This is a genomic window from Rhodococcus sp. 320_ES (assembly GCF_059691855.1).
Map to the genome: position 1 here is coordinate 427,096 of NZ_JCAWAG010000002.1, position 20,774 is coordinate 447,869.

Consider the following 20,774-nt stretch of genomic DNA (forward strand, 5'->3'; position numbering starts at 1 on the left):
CCCCCGGACCGATCCCTCGTCGATCGTGTGCGCCGATACTCGCCACCGTCACGATTCCTGCCGGTGATCGCCACGATCGCCCTGTTCGTCGGACTCTTCGGGCTGGGTGAGTTCCGCTACCCGGGATTCGCGGATCCGCAGGTCTTCCTGTCGCTCCTCATCGACAACTCGTTCCTCGTCGTGCTCGCGGTGGGAATGACCTTCGTCATCCTGACCGGCGGCATCGACCTCTCCGTGGGATCGGTTGTCGCGCTGTCGACCATGATCGCCGCTCGCACTCTGCAGCTGGGCTGGCCGCCACTGCTCGTCATGGCAGTCGTGCTGCTCTGCGGACTCCTGCTCGGCACCACGATGGGCGTCCTGATCCACTACCTGCAGATCCAGCCTTTCGTCGCCACGCTGGCCGGAATGTTCCTCGCGCGCGGGCTCTGCTACATGATCGGGGTCGAGTCGATTCCGATCACGGACGACACGTTCTCGTCCATCGCATTCGCCGTGATCGAACTCCCCGGCGGCTACACGATCACCTGGAGCGTCGTCATTGCGCTCGTGACCGTCGCGATCGCCGCATACGTGCTGGCGTGCACACGGTTCGGGCGGTCGGTGTACGGCATCGGAGGCAACGAAGCGTCGGCGGTCCTGATGGGGCTGCGGGTCGCGGCCGTGAAGGTCGGCGTCTACGCGATCAGCGGATTCTGCGCGGCGCTCGGCGGCCTGCTGTTCTCCTTCTACGCCCTCTCGGGCTACAGCCTCCACGCGGTGGGCATGGAACTCGATGCCATCGCAGCAGTGGTGATCGGCGGAACGTTGCTCACCGGTGGTCGTGGTTACGTGATCGGATCCCTCATCGGCGTCCTGATTCTCGGTGCCATACAGACTTTCATCGCTTTCGACGGAACACTGAGCTCATGGTGGACACGAATCGCGATCGGGATCCTGCTTCTGGTGTTCGTGGTGGCGCAACGCCTGATCACGGTGAGGCGCAGATGACCACGGACAGCATCGACGGAGCAACGCTTCCCTCGACACGAACGCCCGTCATGGCCGACGTCGCCCGCCTCGCCGGCGTCTCTCATCAGACGGTCTCGCGCGTCATCAACGGACAGACCAATCTACGTCCGGAGACACGCGATCGAGTTCAGCGCGCGATCGACCAGCTCGGTTACCGGCCGAACAGGGCAGCTCGAGCGCTGGTGACCAGAAGGTCTGCGACCATCGGGATCATCGGTTCCAAGGGCGGCTTCTGGGGACCGAGCACCACGCACCGCACCGTCCAGAGTGCGGCGCGCGAAGCCGGATACTCGGTCAGCGCAGTCAGTTTGAGCACCCTGTCGCGTGACGAGCTCGTCGGAGCACTGCACCACCTCCACGACCAGGGTGTGGAAGGAATCGTCCTCATCGCCGCCACCGACGACGCTGTCGCTGCGGCGCGTTCGGAAGAATCCGTCGTTCCCGTCGTGGTAGTCGAAGGGGATCCGGCCGTGTCGCGCTGGACCGTCGGCATCGACCAGACGGGCGGCGCGCTGCTCGCGACCCGACACCTGGTCGACGCAGGCCATCAGCGCATCGTCCATCTCTCCGGTCCGCACGGCTGGACGGAATCCCGAGGCCGCGAGCAGGGATGGCAACAGGCACTCGACGAGGCCGGTCTGCCCTGGACCCCGGTGCTGCGCGGCGACTGGTCGGCGCGCAGCGGATACGAATGCGGGTTGCGTCTTGCGGAGGACCACACGGTCACCGCCGCCTTCTGTGCGAACGACCAGATGGCGCTCGGTCTTCTGCGCGCGTTTCACGAAAGCGGCCGCCGCGTGCCGCAGGACTTCAGCGTGGTGGGCTTCGACGACATTCCCGAGGCGGCGTACCTCATCCCACCCCTGACCACGATCCGGCAGGACTTCACCGAAGTCGGGCGGCGCGCAATCGGAATTCTGCGCGCAGCCCTCGACGGCTCCACACCCCCGCAACGATCGATCGCACCGGAACTCGTGATCCGCTCGAGTTCCGGTGCGGCACCACATCGAGGAGATCCAGATGTCGGATGACCGATACACAGTCGGAGTGGACTTCGGCACTCTCTCCGGGCGAGCCGTCGTCGTTCGGGTGTCCGACGGAGCCGAAATGGGTTACGCCGTGCATGAATACGCGCACTCCGTGCTCGAGGAGACACTTCCGGGTGGATCGGCTCGCTTGCCGGACGCCTGGGCCCTGCAGGTTCCCGACGACTACCGTCAAGTCCTTCGCCACGCGGTCCCCGCGGCCCTCGAAGTCTCAGGAGTCGATCCGGGACACGTGGTCGGTATCGGTACCGACTTCACGGCCTGCACGATGGTGCCGACGTACGCGGACGGCACTCCTCTCAGCGAGGACCCGCGGTTCGAGGATCGTCCGCACGCCTACGTGAAACTGTGGAAACACCATGCAGCGCAGTCCCAGGCGGACCGAATCAACGAGCTGGCGGCCCGACGAGGTGAGACTTGGCTTCCCCGATACGGAGGCTTGATCTCCTCGGAGTGGGAGTTCGCGAAGGCCCTGCAGATTCTCGAGGAAGACCCCGAGATCTTTTCTGCGATGGACAGGTGGGTCGAGGCTGCGGACTGGATCGTGTGGCAGTTGTGCGGCACCTACGTCCGCAACGCGTGCACCGCCGGATACAAGGGAATGTTGCAGGACGGGCAGTACCCGTCGGAAGACTTCCTCGCCGAACTCGATCCGCGTTTCGCCTCGTTCGTCGAGGACAAACTGGACCAGCCTCTCGGCGAATTGGGTTCGAGCGCCGGGACCTTGACCGCAGAGGCAGCCGCGTGGACTGGGCTCACCGAGGGCATCGCCGTCGCAGTCGGCAACGTCGACGCCCACGTCACCGCGCCCGCAGCGGCCGCCGTGGAACCTGGCCGAATGGTCGCCATCATGGGAACCTCCACCTGCCATGTGATGAGTTCGACCGTCCTGCAGGACGTTCCGGGAATGTGCGGAGTGGTCGACGGCGGCATCGTGGCCGGCTTCTTCGGCTACGAAGCCGGCCAGAGCGGGGTCGGTGACATCTTCGGATGGTTCACTCGCACCGGCGTTCCCGCGTCCTACACCGACGCCGCGTCGGAGGCGGGCGAATCAGTACACGACCACCTCACCCGTCTGGCCGGAGCTCAGGAGGTGGGTGAGCACGGCCTCGTGGCGCTCGATTGGCACAGCGGCAACCGATCCGTCCTCGTCGACCACGAGTTGTCCGGCCTGATCATCGGAACCACCCTCGCGACGAAACCCGAGGACACCTACCGAGCGCTCCTCGAGGCCACCGCCTTCGGGACGCGTGTCATCGTCGAAACGTTTCGGGAAAGCGGTGTGCCGGTGGATGAGTTCGTCGTCGCCGGCGGTTTGGCTCGCAACCCCCTGCTGATGCAGATCTACGCCGACGTGTTGCGAATGCCCCTGTCCGTCATCGCGTCCGAACAAGGGCCCGCCCTGGGGTCGGCCATCCATGCCGCTGTGGCCGCGGGGTGTTACTCCGACGTACCGTTGGCATCGAAATCGATGGGCAAGGTTCGTCGAGCAGCGTATGTTCCCGACGATTCGCGCTCGGCCCGCTACGACGACCTGTACGCGGTGTATCGGGAGCTACACGATCGGTTCGGCCGCGACCCGGTGACGATGCGGCGCCTGCGCGCACTCCGACGCGACGCACTCGCTCTGGCGGCCACGCGATGACCGCGGTCGACGAGGTACAGCAGACCATCGCCGCGGTTCGCAGCGATGTGTGCGCTCTACACTCCGAACTCGTCCGTTATCAGCTCGTGGTGTGGACCGCCGGCAACGTCTCCGCACGCGTACCCGGCCGGGATCTGATGGTGATCAAGCCGAGCGGAGTGTCCTACGACGACTTGACTCCCGAGAACATGGTGGTGTGCGACCTGCACGGTCGCGTTGTCGACGGCGAACATTCACCCTCGTCCGACACCGAAGCGCAGGCGTACGTGTATCGCCACCTTCCGCACATCGGCGGTGTGGTGCATACACATTCGCCGTACGCGGTGGCCTGGGCCGCGAGGGGAGCCTCGATTCCGGTCGTCACGACGATGTGTGCCGACGAGTTCGGCGGCGACATCCCGGTGGGTCCGTTCGCGACGATCGGCGACGATTCCATCGGCCGCGGAATTGTGGACACCCTCGCCGGCAGCCGCTCGCCCGCTGTCCTCATGCAGAACCACGGCGTATTCAGTGTCGGGCCCACGGCCCGCGCCGCCGTCAAGGCAGCCGTCATGTGTGAAGACGTCGCACGGTCGGTGCACCTGTCCTACCAACTCGGACGACCGCTCTCGATCCCGGCAGCGGCGGTCGACGCACTCTACGACCGCTATCAGAACGTGTACGGCCAGCGCTGATTCGGCGCATCACACACTTACTTCACGGAGGTTCACACATGTCCGAAGTCTGGTTCCTCACCGGCAGCCAAGGCCTCTACGGTCCCGATACTCTCGATCAAGTTGCCGTCCAATCACGAGAAATAGCAAGCAAACTCGACACCGCTCTCCCTCTCTCGGTGGTGTGGAAGCCCGTATTGCTCGATGCCTCGTCGATCCTGCGCTGCATGCGCGAGGCCAATGCCGCCGACGAATGCGTCGGCGTCGTGACCTGGATGCACACGTTCTCGCCCGCCAAGATGTGGATCGCGGGACTCGATGCGCTCGACGTTCCCCTCCTCCACTTGCACACGCAGGCCGGAATGTCGTTGCCCTGGTCGACGATCGACATGGAGTTCATGAACCTGAACCAGGCCGCACACGGTGACCGGGAATTCGGTCACATCGAATCCCGCGTCGGTGTCCTGCGAACCACGGTTGCGGGACACGTCGACAATCCTGCGGTACTCCTGCGCGTCGAGCAGTGGGCACGAGCGGCGTTGGGCCGCGCCGAACTTCGGTCTCTGTCGTTGGCTCGGTTCGGCGACAACATGCGCGACGTGGCCGTGACCGAAGGCGACAAGGTGGAGGCGCAGTTGCGCTTCGGAGTGTCGGTCAACACATACGGCGTCAACGACCTCGTCGAGGTGGTCGACGCGGTGAACGAAGCGGACGTGCTTGCGCTCGTCGACGAATATACCGACCTTTACGACGTGGATCCGTCGCTGCGCAAAGGCGGTGACCGTCACGAATCGTTGCTGTACGGAGCCCGCGTCGAAGCCGGCCTCCGTCGGTTCCTCACCGACGGTGGATTCAATGCCTTCACGACGAACTTCGAGGATCTGGGCGGGCTCCGGCAGCTACCGGGACTTGCCGTGCAGCGCTTGATGGCCGACGGGTACGGATTCGGCGGCGAGGGTGACTGGAAGACCTCGATGTTGTTGCGCGCCATGAAGGTGATGGCCGACGGTCTCGACGGCGGTACATCATTCATGGAGGATTACACGTATCACCTGGTTCCCGGGGAAGAGAAAATCCTGGGCGCCCACATGCTCGAGGTGTGTCCGTCGATCACCACAGCCAGGCCGACTCTGGAGATCCACCCACTGTCGATCGGCGGACGAGAGGACCCGGTTCGGTTGCGATTCACCGCGGACCCCGGCCACGGGATCGTGGTGGGGCTATCGGACGTCGGAGAGCGATTCCGTCTGACGGCCAACGTGATCGACGTGGTCGAGCCGGACGAAGCACTTCCGAAACTCCCCGTTGCGTGCGCGGTCTGGGAACCGCAACCGTCGCTGTCCGTCTCTGCCGAATCCTGGCTCACCGCCGGCGCTCCCCACCACACCGTTCTGAGCACGGCCATCGGTCTTCCTGTGCTCGAGGCGTTCTCGGACATGATCGGAGTCGAGCTATTGACCATCGATTCCGGAACGACCACCCGAGGATTCGCGCAGACGCTGAGGTGGAACGCGGCGTATCACCGGCTCGCTGCTGCGCTGTAGCAATCTGGAGCCTATCGGGCGACGACCGCCTCACCGCCCGTTAGGCTCCACGCGTGGACGTTCCCGCGGCATACGACGCCATCGCCCGCGACTACGCCGCACATTTCGACGGCGCCCTGGCCGGGAAGCCCTTCGACGTCGCGATCCTGCGCTCGTTCGCCCGATCCGTGCGCTCGTCGCAGGGCCGCACCGTTCTGGACGTCGGATGCGGGCCGGGTGATGCCACCGCGATCCTCACGGACTGCGGCCTCGCGGCGGAGGGCATCGATGCCTCGCCCGCGATGGTCGAGATCGCGCGGACAGCACACCCGGATGTGACGTTCGCGGTTGCGGACATGACCGCGTTGCCGTTCGACGACGATTCGTTCGACGCGGTCTGCTCCTGGTACTCCATCGTCCACACTCCCACCGACGAATTGCGGCGCGTTCTCGTCGAGCTTCGCCGCGTCCTGTCGGAGGACGGTTGGCTACTGCTCGCGTTTCAGACCGATGCGCCGAACCTGTTGCTGAGCAATGTTTTCGAGTCGAATGTCGATCTCGAATTTCTTCGGCACGACGTCGATACGGTCCAGGAATTACTGATGGAGTGCGGCTACGTGCTGCACCGGGACGCCCTCCGCACCGCGGACAAGTCGTCGGGTGAAACCGCCTCCCAGGCGTTCGTGATCGCGCGCGCAGCCGATCATTTCGCAGAACCTGTTGTGCGGCAGAGCTGTTGAGCTAGCCCTCCTGCATCGCCCGTGCCGCGGCCTTGATCGCACGACGGATCCGGTAGTAGGTGCCGCACCGGCAGACGTTCTCGATGGTGTCGATGTCGGCGTCCGTCGGATTCGGGATGCGCTTCAACAGCGCTACCGCCGCCATGATCTGCCCCGGCTGGCAATACCCGCATTGCGCGACGTCCTCGTCGATCCATGCCTGCTGGACGGGGTGCAGACGGTCACCGTCGGCGAGACCGGCGATCGTGGTCACTTCCTTGTCGACGACCTCCGACACCGGCGTGATGCACGCCAGGATCTCGTTGCCGTCGAGATGACTGGTGCATGCGTGACACACTCCGATACCGCAGCCGTACTTCGGTCCGCGAACACCGAGCACGTCGCGCAACGCCCACAGCAGAGGCATGTCGTCCGGGACGTCGACCGACACCGGGTTTCCGTCGACCACGAACTGTTTATCGGACACGATCACTCATTTCGGGAAGGGTTCGAAGTCGACGTCGAACAGAATCGGGAAGGACGTGGGCTCGGTTCCGGTCGCACGCGCGTACGCGTTGGCCACGGCGGCCGACGCCGCGGGCATGCCCAGTTCCCCTGCGCCGCCCGGTGTGTCACCCGACTCGATTACCACGACTCGAAAGTCCGTCGGCGAGTGACGTTGTCGCGCATAGTGAAACTGCGAGTAACTACCCTCCAGGGGTAGCCCCCGGTCGTAGTGCATTCCGGCGCTCAGCATCGTCGAAATGCCGTCCATCAGGCAGCCGAGGAGTTGCGATTCGAGACCACGCGGGTTGACTGCCACACCCACGTCGACCACGACCAGCGCGTTCGTTACCCGTGGTGAGCTCAGATCACGTGCATCGATTTCCACGAGATACGCCGCCGACGACTCGTACTCCGCATGAAATCCGATTCCGTGTGCGCGACCGGGTCCGAGGTCCTTGCCCCAGTCCCCCTCCTCGGAAAGACGTCTCAGCACTGCACGGTGACGATCGTCTTCGGCTGAGTCGATCCGGAACTGCAGTGCGTCGACGTCCAACGCTGCGGCCACTCGATCGACCATGATCTCGGCCGAGGTTCGAACGGTGCCCGAGAAGACCGATCTCCAACTGCCGGTGGGCATTCGGATGGGAACCTCGACCAGGGAGCGCATTGCTCGAGCCGCGAACGAGTAGGGATCGCGCACACTCTGGAACAGGAACTGCCCGATGACCGGGGACGGTGCGAGCGCGTCGGAGATGATGTCGCCCATTCCGCCGGCGAAGTCGGTGGCCACGGCGGCGACACATTGCTCCCAGGACACGACACCACCGCCGGACAGGACGGCGTCGAACGCGGAGTGGACAGCCGATCGGACCCGGCCGTGCCGCATGTCGTCGACTCGCGACCACATCAGTCGCACCGGTTTGCCCATGGCACGTGAGATCAGGGCGGCCTCCATCGGGCCGTCCATATGCAGTCGGCGCCCGAACGATCCGCCGCCGTTCGTCACGTGGGTGGTCACCTTGTCGGCCGACAATCCCAGGGCCAGTGCGATTTTCTGCGTCGCGAAGATGGGGAACTGCATCGATGCCCAGATGTCGGCGCGATCGCTGCGCACGTCGGCGACAGCCGAGTTGGTCTCCATGGCCGCATGGGATACCGGCGCGAAATCGAAGTCGACGTTCAGACGCCTCTCACCCGATCGCAACGCGGGCGCCGCGAACGGCGGGACGGCTGCGCGAAGTGTGTCCTGCATGGACTCGGTCGACTGGTCGTCGATGGTTCCCGCGTTCCAGGTGACGTCGGCGGCGTCCTTCGCCGCGAGAGCCTGACCGAACGTGCGAGCCATGATGGCGACGCCCGTTGCCACCACGGCGACGTCGAGAACGCCGGGCATCGCTCGAATTGCCGCTTCGTCGACCCAGCGAACCGTCCCGTTGACGGTGGGTGGCCGACGGACCATGACGGGCATGGCGTCGGGAACCTTCAGATCCAGGGCGTACTCGAGGCGGCCGGTGACGATCGCGCGCCGGTCGGCACGCGCCGTCGGGGTTCCGATCACGGAGAACGTGTCGGGGGTCTTGGGCGGCGAAACGACGAAGATCAGTGCGGGATTCGCTGCAGCGGCTGCCAATTCGCCGAAGTGCGCGGTTCTACCGTCTCGGGCCGTGACCACACCGTCGAGTACGACCAGGGTGTCGGCGTCGACACCCCAGCGGTCGGCCGCGGCACGGACCAGGCGGGCTCGCGCAGTCGCCGCGATCGTTCGCACCGGGTTCCACAGCGTGCGAATCGACATCGATCCGCCGGTGCTCTGGTTACCGGTCAGCTCTTGACGTCCGGGCGAGAGGGACGCCACGACCTTGTCGACGGAAATGTCGAGTTCCTCCGCCACCAGCATCGCCACGGACGTCGTGAGACCTTGACCGATCTCGGCGCGAGGCAACTCGAAGTGGACTGATCCATCGGGCTGGATCTCGAGCGCCACCAGGAAGGGACCGGTGGGCATGGCCGGCAGGACCTCGTCCGGGCCGCCATCGACCGCCGGCGGCGCGGCCGAGGCAATCGGGCGACTCACCAGAACGAGAGTGGGTGCCGCCACCAGTACCGTCAGGAAGGATCGGCGAGACACAGCTCGACTCGCGCGTGGTGACTCGGTCACACTTGCCCCCCGGGTCGAGGCGTGACCCTACGGGCGATGGACCGCCGCCAGGTGCGCTCGGGAGCTTTCGTGGTCGACGAACAGTCGATCCAGCCGAATCCGGTTACCGAGCACAACGGGCCTCAGTCGAGATCCAGATGTGCCAACGTTCTTGCTGTCTCCGCGTCCGCGCCGAACCCGATCAGTAGTTGCTCGGCGCAGCGGTCGATGTCCTCGTCCCCCACTGCCGTCTCGTCCTCGAGCCACAGGTGGATCAGTGCCAGCAGGTTCCCGCCTGTGACCGCCGTGGCGAGTTCGATGTTGGGGATGGTGAGCTGGCCGGCGTCGACGGCTGCGGTGAGGTCGCGCTGCGCTCGGGGTCCGAGCCCGGTCGGAGAATCGAGCAGCGCGAAGCCCGAACGCGAGATGATCTCGGCCTCCTGCCGGTGCATGAACGCGACGCGGGCGGACATCCGAAACGACGTGACGAAGGTTTGCGCAGGGTTGCCCGAGTCGTCACCGAAGGTGTCCATCAGCTCGCCCCACTGCTCGAGCACCTGCTCGACGGCGGCCGCGAACAGCGCGGGCTTGTCCTCGAAGTGGTTGTAGAACGAGCCGAAACCGACGTCTGCCGCCGCTGTGATCTCGGCGATGCTCGCGGTGGCGGCGTTGCCCTCGGCCAGCATCGTGCGCGCCGCATCCAGCAACGCCTGCCTGGTCTGGGCTTTACGGCGCTGCAATCGCGACACGGGGGCGTCGCTTTCGTTCGTGGCCATCCAACAGCTCCGTCCTGATCCGTCCGACTGTCGATCCTACGAGCTAGGGGCCACTGGACATCCTTGACACGGCCAACCATCAGTGTTGATAATATTATCAGTTCCGATCGACAGGATGATTCGCATGAGCTCCTCCACACTCGACACCGACGTCCACCACGGCCTCCACTCGAACGAGAGCGGCTTGGCGTCGGAACATTCGGGGCGGCATCGCAATCCGGTCATCAAGGTTCAGGATCTTGCGTGGCTCGAGTTCGAGAAGCCCGATCTTCGACGCACTGCGACATTTGCGCGAGACTTCGGCTTCACCGTCACCGAGCAGACCGAGGATCTACTGGTTCTGCAGGGCACGAAGTCGACAGCGCCGTGCCTGCGTATCCGCCGCGGCCCCACATCGCGCTTCCTCGGTCACACTTTTCAAGCCGCGGCCGACGGTGACCTCGAACGGCTCGCTCGACACGCCGAGACCGTGGTCAAGCCCTACGCAGGCGGCAAGATCGTCCGCCTCACCGACCCGAGCGGCTTCCCCGTCTCGGTCGCGTACGGCCAACCGGTCACGCGGTTGTCGATTCCACTGCCCTCGGCCACCCTGAATTTCGGTGAACTGCGACCGCGCATCAACGTCCCCCAACGACCCGCGAAGCAACCCGCACGCATCGAGCGGCTGGGGCATGTCGTGTTGGAAACCAACCGCTTTCGAGCTGCGCTGGACTGGTATCTCGAGACGCTCGGCATGATCGTCAGCGATTTCCTCTTCCTCGACGACATGCGTGACCGCGGCCCCACCATGGCTTTCATGCGGTGCGACCGGGGCTCCGTTCCCGCCGACCACCACACCATCGCCATGCACCTCGGCCCTCGGGTCGGATACGTGCACTCGGCGTACGAGGTGACCGACCTCGACACCGTCGCGATGGGCGGCGAATACCTGAAGTCGCGCAACTACTCTCGTGTCTGGGGCATCGGACGCCACATCCAAGGAAGCCAGATCTTCGACTACTGGCGCGACCCCGATCATCTGATGTTCGAGCACTTCGCCGATGGCGACCTGTTCGACAACTCGATCGAGCCGGGATGGGCGACGATGTCCGCGAGCGGCCTGTCGCAATGGGGGCCGTCCGTCACCAGGGACTTCCTCGGAACAGCACCGAAGGATGTCGACTTCCGCTCGCTCGTCGCATCGATCCGCACAGACACCGAAATCGACGTTCCCGTTCTCCGATCCCTGATGAAAGCGATGAATTCATGAGCACCTCCGTACTGAGAACGTCCGACGCCTGGTGGGTGGAGAGCGGCGGCCTGGCACAGAAGATCGACACCACCGCGGCCACCACCGCCGAGCTTCTGGACGAACGCGACGCCATTGCCGCGGCCGCCGACTCCTCCGGCGGCACACCCGTGTCGGAACTCGAGCTCGTCTCGCCGGTCACTCGTCCCTGCCGGATCATCGCGCAGATGGTCAATTTCCGCTCGCACGCCAAGGATTCGGGCTTCGACCCCGACAACGTGCCTCCCACGTTCTTCCGTAAGTCGGGTGCGTCCATGACAGGACCGACGGACACGATCGTCAAGCCCGAGCACGTGAAGCTTCTCGACTACGAGGTCGAGCTGGGCCTGGTGATGGGCGCACCACTGAACATCGGCGACATCGTCACGCCGGCAACGCTTCCCGACTGGGTCGCGGGCCTCGTGGTCACCAACGACGTCAGCGCACGCGATGTTCAGCTGACGAAAACGCAGTTCTACGAGGGCAAGTCCTACCCCACCTTCACTCCGGTCGGACCCAAGCTGGTCCTGCTCGAGCGCGACGAGTTCCGCTACCTCGACGATTTACGGCTCACGCTGTCGGTCAATCGTGTGGTGCGGCAGGATTCGACCATGGCCGACATGATCGTCCCTCCCGCCCGAGCCCTGACCTTGCTCGCACGCTTCCAGGAGCTGAGTGCGGGCGATCTCCTGCTGACCGGCACACCGGGCGGCACCGCGCTGAAGGCGCCGCCGAAGATCGTCGAGAAGTTGGGTGCACTCATTCCGCCGCACAAGAAGTGGGAGATCTTCTTCAAGCGCCAAGCCTCGAATCCCGACTACCTGGTGGACGGCGATGCGGTCACCGCCACCATCAAGAGCTCGGACGGAGTGCTCGACCTCGGAACACAGACGAACGGCGTGAAGGCTTCATGACGGGCGCGCCGGTCGTCATCGTCGGCGCCGGCCCGTCGGGTCTGGTGGCCGCTACGCTGCTGGCGCAGTACGGTATCGAATCGATTGTGCTGGAACGGCATCCGCAGCACTATCCCTTACCGCGGGCAGTTCATCTCGACGGCGAAATCTACCGATTGCTTCAGCATCTGGGCCTCGACGGCGAGTTCTCGGCCATCAGCCGACCTGCTCGCGGAATGCGCTTGGTCGACGCCGGTCTGAACCTCATCGCCGAACTCGATCGAAGCGCGTCGACGGGAGTCCACAGCTGGCCCGAGGCCAACATGTTCGATCAGCCCGAGCTCGAGCTGATGCTGCGGTCGAATCTGAAGCAGCATCCACAGGTGCGACTCATGACCGGCGTTGAGGTACTCCGGATAGATCGTCCCTCCGACGTCGACGCGCCGATCGTCGTTCACCTTCGCGACGAGAACACCCGAGAGCAGAGCACTCTGAACGCGACGTACGTGATCGGCGCGGACGGAGCGAACAGCGGTGTTCGCGCCGGCATCGGCTCGGAACTCGACGACCTGCATTTCAGCGAGAACTGGCTGGTCGTCGACGTCAGACTCGACTTCGATCTTTCGGTGTGGGACGGGGTGTTCCAGATCTGTGACGCCGACAACCCCGCGTCCTTCATGCAGATCGGGCCCGATCGGTACCGATGGGAATTCCGTCTTCCCGAGGGCGAGAGCGGCGTGGTCCCCTACCCCGAGGAGCACATCCGAGAGCTACTGAGTCGGTGGATTCCGCCGTCCGAGCCGGGTGTCGAGATCATTCGGTGCACGTCCTACACCTTCCGCGCCCGCGTCGCGAACACCTGGCGGCGGGGGAACATCTTCCTGCTCGGCGACGCAGCACATTCCACCCCTCCCTTCATCGGCCAGGGCATGGGCGCTGGCTTGCGCGACGCGTTCAATCTGGCGTGGAAGCTGGCGTGGGTTCTGCGCGGCGACGCAACTGTCGAGCTCCTCGACACTTACGAGGCCGAGCGAAAGCCGCAGGTCACCAACGTCATTCGGTCGGCCGTACTGATCGGGTGGGCCATGACCGGCGGGTCGGGTCGACGCGGTCGGTTGGTGCAGAAGGCGCTGTCGAAGACCTTCGCTCTCCCTGGAGTGTCCACGCTCGCGTCCAGATTGCCTGTTCCGCCGCTCGGCCGCAGCGCACTCGTGACGCGGCGACGCCTCATCGGAACCATTGCTCCCCAGGAGCGGATCGATACCGGGAGGTCCGACGAGCTGTTGGGAGAGGGCTTGTCGGTGATCTACCGCGGCGCCCTCGGACCGGACATGGCGCGCGTCGCCAATCGACTGAACGCGACCCTCGTTCCCGCCGAGGGTCGGCCGGTGTGGATCGCCTGGCTGAAGAAGCACCGCACCGACGCGGTGTTGCTTCGACCCGACCGAGTGGTCGCCGCAACGGAGTCGTCCCTGAACGACGTGTCGTGGGACGCGCTGTTCACCGGTCCGGCAACGCAGTAGCGACCACACGCTCCACGATGGCCGTCAGACGCCGAAGGTCGTCGTCGTTCCGGGGTGAGTACAGCAGGACATAGGATTTCGGCAGTCCCAGCAGTGGCCGGCCGGCGAGGGGATGCAGTTCGCCCCACCCGCGGTCGATGAGTAGCTGAGCATCCGCAGGGTCCGCGACGACGTGCAGTGAGCCGTCGCCGCCGTGAACATGGGCTATCTCGCCGCCCGACGACCTCACCCGATCCACCGCCCGGAAATCCTCGCGTACGTAGAGCGCCTGCCCGCGTCGCTCGAAACGACTGCGCTGCAGGCACAACCGTGGATCCGATCCCGCCGATTCGACCACCTCCGACATCGCGGAGACAATCGCGCCGTCGGCCACGTCCGTGGTCTGGCGGTGCGGAATGGGGAAGGGCGCCACCTGTGGGCGCGGTCCCGGCCTTACCGGCAGGTCCCAGGACGGGATGCGCGCCGCCTTGCTCCCCCGGACCGTCATCGGGTCGCGACCGAGCGGCCCCAGTGCCGTGGCAATTGCCCACCCCACCGGATTGGCGGGGAGTCCGCCGGGCCCGAGGCTCATCCAGTCGCGATAGTTGTCGACGAGTCTGCGCACGAACCGAAGCCTAACGACGGAAGTAGACCCACGTCTACTATCTCGCTCCTAGCGCATCGTCCGTCCGGCCGAGCCCAGCATCTGCGTGGCCTCGACAACCCGTGCCGCCATGGCGTTCTCGGCCGGTTTGCCCCAGGACCTCGGGTCGTAGGCCTTCTTGTTGCCGTAGCCGCCGTCGACCTTGAGCACCTGGTCGTACTTGCCGATCATGTGTCCGGCGATCGATCGGGTGAAGGCGTACTGGGTGTCGGTGTCGATGTTCATCTTCACGACGCCGCTCGCCACGGCCGACGCGATGTCTTCCGCACTCGACCCGGACCCGCCGTGGAACACCAGATCGAACGGCTTCGACGTGCCCGTCTCACGGCCCACGACGGTTTGAATCTCCTCGAGGATCTCGGGCCGCAGGTGCACCGAGTCCGGGTTGTAGACACCGTGCACGTTGCCGAACGTGAGCGCTGTGAGGTACCGGCCGCGCTCACCCACTCCGAGCGCGGCGACGGTGGCCCGCGCGTCGTCGACCGTGGAGTACAACTGGTCGTTGATTTCGTGCGAGATACCGTCCTCTTCGCCGCCGACAACACCCACCTCGATCTCGAGCACGGTGTTGGCCTTCACCGAGGCATCGAGCAATTCGTGTGCGATGGAGAGGTTTTCGTCGAGCGGAACCGCGGATCCGTCCCACATGTGCGACTGATACAGCGGGTCCAGTCCGCGGCTGCGACGTTCGACGGAGTCGGCGATCAACGGCCGAACCCAGTCGTCGAGGTTCTCGGCCGGGCAGTGGTCGGTGTGCAGAGCGACCGTCACCGGGTAGTGCGAGGCCACCTCGTGCGCGTAGAGCGCGAGTGCCTTGGAACCGGCGAACCGGTTCTGAACACTGTTGCCGGACAGATACAGTGCCGTACCGAGCGAGACCTGGATGATCCCGTCGCTCTCCGCGTCGGCGAAACCCTGCAGTGCGGCATTGAGCGTCTGCGAACTGGTCACGTTGATGGCCGGGTAGGCGAACCCACCCTCCTTCGCGCGGTCGAGCATCGCGGCGTATCGGTCGGGTGTTGCGATCGGCATCGAGAATCTTCCTATCGGTGAGCGTCGGCGCAACCACACGAGTTGCGATGGTGAAACGTTGTCGGCACCCGAATGTGCTGCGGCGGACCGTCGTGCCCTCGGATGCGTTGCAGGAGAAGCTCGACGGCGGTGGCTCCGATGGTTTCCACGTCTTGCGCCGCCGCGGTGAGCTTGGGCTCGAACAGATCCGACCATTCGAAGTCGTCGTAGCACACCAGGGCGAGATCGTCGGGAATCGACAACCCCACCGACTGAGCGGCTTTCAACACGCCGATGGTCATCGAGTTGTTCAGCGACACCAGTGCCGTGGGCCGGTTCTGGCTCGACAGCAGCGCGCGCACCTGGCGCTCAGCCACATCGGTGTTCGACTCCCCGTCGACGATCAGGGTGGGGTCCACCGTGAGGCCGCGCCCGGTCATGGCGGCGGCGAAACCGTCGAATCGCTCGGTGGTCGAGGAGATTCCGGCGATGCCGCGCACGACGGCGACGCGGCGGTGACCGAGATCGAGGAGGTGATCGGTCAAGGCCCGCGCCGACTCGAGGTTCTCCGGGCCGACCTGATCGCTGCCGACGTCCACCCCACGGTCGATCAGAACCAGCGGCGTTCCGGTGCGCATGATGCCGGGAAGGGTCGAGTTCTCGGACCCGGCCGCGGGTGCGACGATCATTCCGTCCACCTGACGGTCGAGAAGCGAGTCCGTGACGCGTTTCTCCGAACCGACGTCGTCGTGCGAATCACCGACGATGAGCACGTAGCCCGCATCGGAGAGCGCCCGCTCCACCGCGTAGACGAGGCTGCCGAAGTACGGGTTGGTCAGCACCGAGATCGACAGTCCCACTTGGTGGGTGCGGCCGGCCGCGAGCGATCGGGCCACCACGTTGCGCCGGTAGCCGGTCTGCTCGATGGCGGCCTCGACCCGTAACCGGGTGGCCGTGTTGACCTTGCGTGTGCCGTTGAGCACGTGCGACACGGTGGAAACCGAGACGCCGGAGATGCGGGCGACGTCGCCCATGGTGGTCACCGCAGACGCACAATACGGTCGGCGCGGACGGCGGTCGATTCGATCAGTTGGGCGTTGCGTTCGTCCGACCCGAGTGCCCAGAAGGCTGCCTGCTCCGGGGTTTTGCCGTAGGACTCGTGCCGGCGGACGAGCCGCGTGTGGCGAATCTCGGTGTCGGGCGACAGAAACCAGACCTCGTCGATGTGGGATCGCGCCGACGGCCAGGCGTCGGACTCGAGCAGAAGGTAATTGCCCTCGGTCACCACGAGCGGCACGTCGGACGGCACCGGGATGGACGAGCCGATCGACTCCTCGATCTCGCGCCGGAACCTCGGCGCGTAGACGGCGGGGTCGTTCGGGCGTTGCGCCCTGATTGCGGCGATCAGCCGCGTGTATCCCCCGTCGTCGAAGGTGTCGTGGGCGCCTTTGCGATCGAGACGACCCAGGTCGACGAGCACCTCGTTGGCGAGGTGAAAACCGTCCATGGGCACCAGTACGGCCGTCTCCGGTCCGAGTGCAGCGACGAGCTGTTCGGCGACCGTGGACTTTCCGGCCCCCGGCGCACCGGTGAGTCCGAGAATACGGCGCTCACCGGCCTCGGCGAGCTTCCTCGCCGACTCGACCAGCTGGTCCAGCGTGGCATCCTGCACGTCCTGCTGATTCACCGTTGTCACTTTCCACGCTCGAGGGTATGTAGTTGTGTAAGCCATTCTCGCGGCCCGATCACCGAACACCGTAGTGCGGCCACACGGTTGGAGCGATCGATGCGCTCGGCGACACCGGTCGTCGCCTGCGTCGAGAAGTAGCAATAGGCGCCGTGGAACACGTCCCCGGCACCGAGTGTGTCCACGGCGACCACCGGCCGCACCGGCACCGTTCCCGACGCGCCGTCGGACCACCAGTCGACCGGATCACCGCCGTGGGTGGTGACCACGGTACGCACACCGCTGCGAACGAGTTCGGCAGCGGTGGATTCGGAGTCGGCGCTGCCCGGTACCCGGAAGTCGTTGGAGCAGACCATGTCCGTCACCGACGGCACGAGATCGCTCATCACCGACTTCCACCGGCCGGCGTCGACCACCGTGGTGGTGGTAACCCGTGCTGCCGCAAGGCGAACGGCAGCACGGGCGATCAGGGGGTGGTGCCCGTCGACGAGCACCACATCGGACTCCGCCACGAGGTCACCGAGATCGTTCGGTGGCGACGCATCGGACCCGACGGCGTCGAGGGAGACGACCGATCGGTCGCCCGTCGCCTCGACAACCGATACCGCGGACACGGGCACCGCTCGCGTGGTGCCCGCGGCCGCGTCGACCACTCGCACACCGTGAGCGGCGAGGTCGGCTCGGACCAGATCGGCGATGGGATCCTCACCGAGTGCGGTCACGAGGATCGCGTCGCCGCCCAGTGCGGCAAACGTGACGGCCGCGTTGGCAGCCGGTCCGCCTGCCGCGACGAACTGGGCGGACGACGTGATCTTCTGGTTCACCTCAGGGGGTCTCGCGATGCGATGAATCACATCGAGAGTCGCCAGCCCGACGAACAGGCCGACGGGCTCGCCGGATGAAAGACGACCGGCCTCCGGCCTACCCGCGATCACCCTCGGAGGCCGGCGCGTTCTGAATCGGTCGGCTCCTCTGCACCTGTCATGAGCGCGACCACTTCCGACATCGATCGCGTCTTGGGGTCGACGACCCCGGCACGCTGCCCGAGTCGGTGGATGTGAATGCGATCGGACACCTCGAACACGTGGGGCATGTCGTGGCTGATCAGCACCACCGGGATGCCGCGATCGCGGATCGAGCGGATCAGGTCGATGACCTGACCCGATTCGCGAACGCCCAGAGCAGCTGTCGGTTCGTCCATGATGATCACGCCGCGGCCGAAGGCGGCCGCACGTGCCACCGCGACGCCCTGTCGCTGTCCACCGGACAACGTCTCGACCGCCTGGTTGACCGACTTGATGCCGATCTTCAGATCGGCGAGATGCTGCGACGCTTCCTGCCTCATCCTGGGCATGTCCAGTCGACGAAAGACGCTGCCCGCAATGCCTTTACGACGAACTTCGCGACCGAGGTACAGGTTCGAGGCGATGTCGAGAGCCGGCACCACTGCGAGATCCTGGTAGACCGTTTCGATCCCGGCCGCTCGGGCGTCTCGCGTGTTCTTGAACGACACCGGCTCGCCGTTCATCAGAATCTGGCCCTCGTCCGGCACCACCGCACCGGCCAGAGCCTTGATGAGACTGGACTTTCCGGCGCCGTTGTCTCCGATGACCGCCAACACTTCGCCCTGGTGCAGTTCGAAGTCGGCGCCGTTGATCGCGGTCACGTTGCCGTACTTCTTCACCAGCCCGCGCGCTTCGAGAACGGGTGTGCCGCTCGCTGTCGTCATTGTGATCTCCTGCGTGCGAATTGATCGACCGACACCGCGACGATCACGAGGATTCCGGTGGCGATGTTCTGATAGAGACTGTCGACTCCGGCCTGGGTGAGGCCGTTGCGCAGGACGCCGACGATCAACGTTCCCACCAGGGTTCCACCGACGCCGCCGCGTCCGCCGAACAAGCTCGTTCCGCCGATGACCACAGCGGTGATCGTCTCGAGGTTGGCGTTCTGATACGCGTTCGGGTCGGCGTTGGGGATGCGACCGAGCGCGGCCCAGGCGGCGATCGCGGCGATCACGCCGGTCACGATGTAGACCGAGAACAGCACGCGACCGGACTTGATGCCCGACAGAGCCGAGGCCTGCGGGTTGCCGCCCACCGCGTAAATGTGCTTGCCCCAAGAAGTTTGGGACAGCGCGTACCACATCACGATGTACACGAGCACCATCGCGACCACACCGAAGGTGGTCGAGAACGACCCGACCTTGAACGACGTACCCAGAAAGGTGAGCGGGCCCTCCTCCACGCGGTAGGTCTCCGAGCCCGCGAGCAGACGAGTCGCCGCCTGGATTGCGGTGAACGTTCCGAGGGTCACGATGAACGGCGGGAGCCGCAACACGGTGACGAGGCCACCGTTGATCGCACCGAACGCCACACACACTGCAAGCGTGGATCCGAGCGCGACGACCGGGCCGTTGGCGCCGGCGCTCTGCGCCATCACGATGGTGCCGAACACGGCGACCGCACCGATGGACAGGTCGATCCCGGAGGTGAGGATGATCAGCGTCTGGCCGACGGCGAGGATGCCGACGACCACGGACTGCTGCAGGATCAGCGAGACGTTCTGCGGATTCAGGAACGAATCCGAGACCGAGCTGAAGACGATGATCGCGATGACCAGCGCCACCAACGGGCCGAGCAACGGTTCACGCAGGAGGTTCCCCACGTTGAACCGGCTCGCCACCGTCGGCGTCGCTGTCGCTGGTGCGCCAGTGGTCATGGAAGCGATCAGCCCCAGCAGTTCTGTGCGCCCCAGGTGGTGTCCTGCGACTCGAGACCGGCGACGGGCTTGTCGGTGACGAGCTGCGAACCGGTGTCGTTGAATCCGCTCGGCTTGGTGCCGTCCTGCGCGAACTTGACCACGGCGTCGACACCCTGCTCGGCCATCTTGGCGGGGAACTGCATCACGGTCGCGCCGATCTTGCCGGCCTTGACGTCCGCGACACCGGTGCAGCTGCCGTCGATGGAACCGATCGTGACCTGACCGGCCTTGCCCGCGGACTGAATTGCCTGGTACGCGCCCGCCGCTGCCGGCTCGTTGATGGTGTAGAGCGCGTTGGTCTGCGGGGCGCGCTGGATCAGGTTCTCCATCGCGGTCTGCGCCTTGGTCTGGTCGCCGTTGGTGTTCTCCTGGCCGACGATCTCGGGCGAGTCGTTGGTGAGGCCCATACCTTCGAGGAATCCGTCGTGACGGAACGTGTCGACGGTTCCACCTGCGGTTCCGTCGAGCATGATGACCTGCGGCGCCGTGGTGCCGAGTGCAGCCTTGACCCACTTGCCCTGGCTGACGCCGGCGGCCTTGTTGTCGGTGGCGAAGGTGGCGTCGACCGCGTCCTCAGGGTCGGTCGCGGTGTCCAGAGCGATCACGACGACGCCGGCGTCGCGCGCGTTCTTGATGGCGTCGAGCACGCCGGTGGAGGAGTTCGGGGTGATCAGAATGCCCTTGACGCCCTGGCCGACCATGTTCTCGATGGCAGAAACCTGACCCTCGTTGTCGCCGTCGAAGGCGCCTGCGAGCGCAACGAGCTGAGCGCCACTCTTGTCGGCCTGAGCTTGTGCGGCTTCGCGCAACTTCACGAAGTACGGGTTCGAGTCGGTCTTGGTGATCAGACCGACCTTCACGGTGCTGGAGTCGGATCCACCGCAGGCGGTGAGACCGAGGACCAGTGAGCCGGCCATGAGGACCGTCCCGATCGTGAGTGAGCTTCTGCTGCGAGTAACGGACATGCGGA

20 protein-coding genes are annotated in these 20,774 nt (G+C 65.4%); 9 read left to right on the forward strand and 11 right to left on the reverse strand.

Annotation, left to right across the window (positions count from 1 at the left end; translation table 11 throughout):
* Positions 1–27 precede the first annotated feature (27 nt).
* Genes yjfF through AC59JP_RS08705 form a run of 6 tightly spaced genes read left to right on the forward strand, consistent with a single transcriptional unit; the run spans position 28 to position 6,618 of the window.
* Entirely contained in the window at positions 28–990 is a 963-nt protein-coding gene (gene yjfF, locus AC59JP_RS08680) for a galactofuranose ABC transporter, permease protein YjfF (RefSeq protein ID WP_497325735.1), read from the forward strand.
* Positions 987–2,042 carry a LacI family DNA-binding transcriptional regulator gene (locus AC59JP_RS08685; protein WP_497325351.1) on the forward strand — a complete coding sequence of 352 codons (1,056 nt, stop codon included), beginning with the start codon at positions 987–989 and terminating at the stop codon, positions 2,040–2,042. The genes yjfF and AC59JP_RS08685 overlap by 4 nt, the downstream gene beginning before the upstream one ends.
* A complete protein-coding gene (araB, locus tag AC59JP_RS08690) occupies positions 2,032–3,702 on the forward strand; it encodes a ribulokinase (RefSeq protein ID WP_497325353.1) in 1,671 nt (556 codons plus the stop codon). The genes AC59JP_RS08685 and araB overlap by 11 nt, the downstream gene beginning before the upstream one ends.
* Positions 3,699–4,376, forward strand: coding sequence for an L-ribulose-5-phosphate 4-epimerase (locus AC59JP_RS08695; RefSeq protein WP_497325355.1), 678 nt, complete (start codon positions 3,699–3,701; stop codon positions 4,374–4,376). The genes araB and AC59JP_RS08695 overlap by 4 nt, the downstream gene beginning before the upstream one ends.
* A gap of 38 nt (positions 4,377–4,414) precedes the next feature.
* Positions 4,415–5,899 (forward strand): L-arabinose isomerase, encoded by a 1,485-nt coding sequence (araA, locus tag AC59JP_RS08700; protein ID WP_497325356.1) that lies wholly within the window; start codon positions 4,415–4,417, stop codon positions 5,897–5,899.
* A 53-nt stretch (positions 5,900–5,952) separates the two neighbouring features.
* On the forward strand, positions 5,953–6,618 hold the full coding sequence (locus tag AC59JP_RS08705) for a class I SAM-dependent methyltransferase (protein ID WP_497325357.1): 666 nt from the start codon (positions 5,953–5,955) through the stop codon (positions 6,616–6,618).
* A 1-nt stretch (position 6,619) separates the two neighbouring features.
* Here the strand turns inward: AC59JP_RS08705 and AC59JP_RS08710 are convergent, their stop codons facing one another.
* From AC59JP_RS08710 to AC59JP_RS08720, 3 genes are all read right to left on the reverse strand, one after another.
* A complete protein-coding gene (locus AC59JP_RS08710) occupies positions 6,620–7,084 on the reverse strand; it encodes a (2Fe-2S)-binding protein (protein ID WP_497325359.1) in 465 nt (154 codons plus the stop codon).
* Positions 7,085–7,090: 6 nt separating this feature from the next.
* Positions 7,091–9,232, reverse strand: coding sequence for a molybdopterin cofactor-binding domain-containing protein (locus tag AC59JP_RS08715; RefSeq protein ID WP_497325360.1), 2,142 nt, complete (start codon positions 9,230–9,232; stop codon positions 7,091–7,093).
* A gap of 152 nt (positions 9,233–9,384) precedes the next feature.
* Entirely contained in the window at positions 9,385–10,017 is a 633-nt protein-coding gene (locus tag AC59JP_RS08720; RefSeq protein WP_497325361.1) for a TetR/AcrR family transcriptional regulator, read from the reverse strand.
* 124 nt (positions 10,018–10,141) lie between these two features.
* On the opposite strand from AC59JP_RS08720, the gene AC59JP_RS08725 reads away from it, so the two are divergent.
* Genes AC59JP_RS08725 through mhpA form a run of 3 tightly spaced genes read left to right on the forward strand, consistent with a single transcriptional unit; the run spans position 10,142 to position 13,700 of the window.
* The gene (locus AC59JP_RS08725) at positions 10,142–11,266 is read left to right on the forward strand and encodes a VOC family protein (protein WP_497325362.1); all 1,125 of its coding nucleotides are present in this window, start codon (positions 10,142–10,144) and stop codon (positions 11,264–11,266) included.
* Positions 11,263–12,198: a fumarylacetoacetate hydrolase family protein gene (locus AC59JP_RS08730; protein WP_497325363.1), complete on the forward strand. Its 936-nt coding sequence runs from the start codon at positions 11,263–11,265 to the stop codon at positions 12,196–12,198. Before AC59JP_RS08725 ends, AC59JP_RS08730 begins: the two co-directional genes overlap by 4 nt.
* A complete protein-coding gene (gene mhpA / locus AC59JP_RS08735) occupies positions 12,195–13,700 on the forward strand; it encodes a bifunctional 3-(3-hydroxy-phenyl)propionate/3-hydroxycinnamic acid hydroxylase MhpA (RefSeq protein ID WP_497325364.1) in 1,506 nt (501 codons plus the stop codon). Before AC59JP_RS08730 ends, mhpA begins: the two co-directional genes overlap by 4 nt.
* Here mhpA and AC59JP_RS08740 read toward each other — a convergent pair.
* From AC59JP_RS08740 to AC59JP_RS08775, 8 genes are all read right to left on the reverse strand, one after another.
* The gene (locus tag AC59JP_RS08740) at positions 13,678–14,304 is read right to left on the reverse strand and encodes a luciferase domain-containing protein (protein WP_497325365.1); all 627 of its coding nucleotides are present in this window, start codon (positions 14,302–14,304) and stop codon (positions 13,678–13,680) included. The two genes, mhpA and AC59JP_RS08740, sit on opposite strands and share 23 nt — an antisense overlap.
* A 48-nt stretch (positions 14,305–14,352) precedes the next feature.
* Positions 14,353–15,375: a class II fructose-bisphosphate aldolase gene (gene fbaA, locus AC59JP_RS08745; RefSeq protein WP_497325366.1), complete on the reverse strand. Its 1,023-nt coding sequence runs from the start codon at positions 15,373–15,375 to the stop codon at positions 14,353–14,355.
* Positions 15,376–15,386: 11 nt separating this feature from the next.
* Entirely contained in the window at positions 15,387–16,388 is a 1,002-nt protein-coding gene (locus AC59JP_RS08750) for a LacI family DNA-binding transcriptional regulator (protein ID WP_497325736.1), read from the reverse strand.
* A gap of 5 nt (positions 16,389–16,393) precedes the next feature.
* Positions 16,394–17,086, reverse strand: a complete 693-nt coding sequence (locus tag AC59JP_RS08755) for a nucleoside/nucleotide kinase family protein (protein WP_497325367.1) — start codon at positions 17,084–17,086, stop codon at positions 16,394–16,396.
* Positions 17,047–17,865: a PfkB family carbohydrate kinase gene (locus AC59JP_RS08760; protein ID WP_497325368.1), complete on the reverse strand. Its 819-nt coding sequence runs from the start codon at positions 17,863–17,865 to the stop codon at positions 17,047–17,049. The genes AC59JP_RS08755 and AC59JP_RS08760 overlap by 40 nt, the downstream gene beginning before the upstream one ends.
* A gap of 107 nt (positions 17,866–17,972) precedes the next feature.
* On the reverse strand, positions 17,973–18,770 hold the full coding sequence (locus tag AC59JP_RS08765) for an ATP-binding cassette domain-containing protein (RefSeq protein WP_497325369.1): 798 nt from the start codon (positions 18,768–18,770) through the stop codon (positions 17,973–17,975).
* Positions 18,767–19,762: an ABC transporter permease gene (locus AC59JP_RS08770; RefSeq protein ID WP_497325370.1), complete on the reverse strand. Its 996-nt coding sequence runs from the start codon at positions 19,760–19,762 to the stop codon at positions 18,767–18,769. Before AC59JP_RS08770 ends, AC59JP_RS08765 begins: the two co-directional genes overlap by 4 nt.
* An 8-nt stretch (positions 19,763–19,770) precedes the next feature.
* Complete coding sequence (locus AC59JP_RS08775) at positions 19,771–20,769, reverse strand: substrate-binding domain-containing protein (RefSeq protein WP_497325371.1); 999 nt, start codon at positions 20,767–20,769, stop codon at positions 19,771–19,773.
* Between the last annotated feature and the right edge of the window lie 5 nt (positions 20,770–20,774).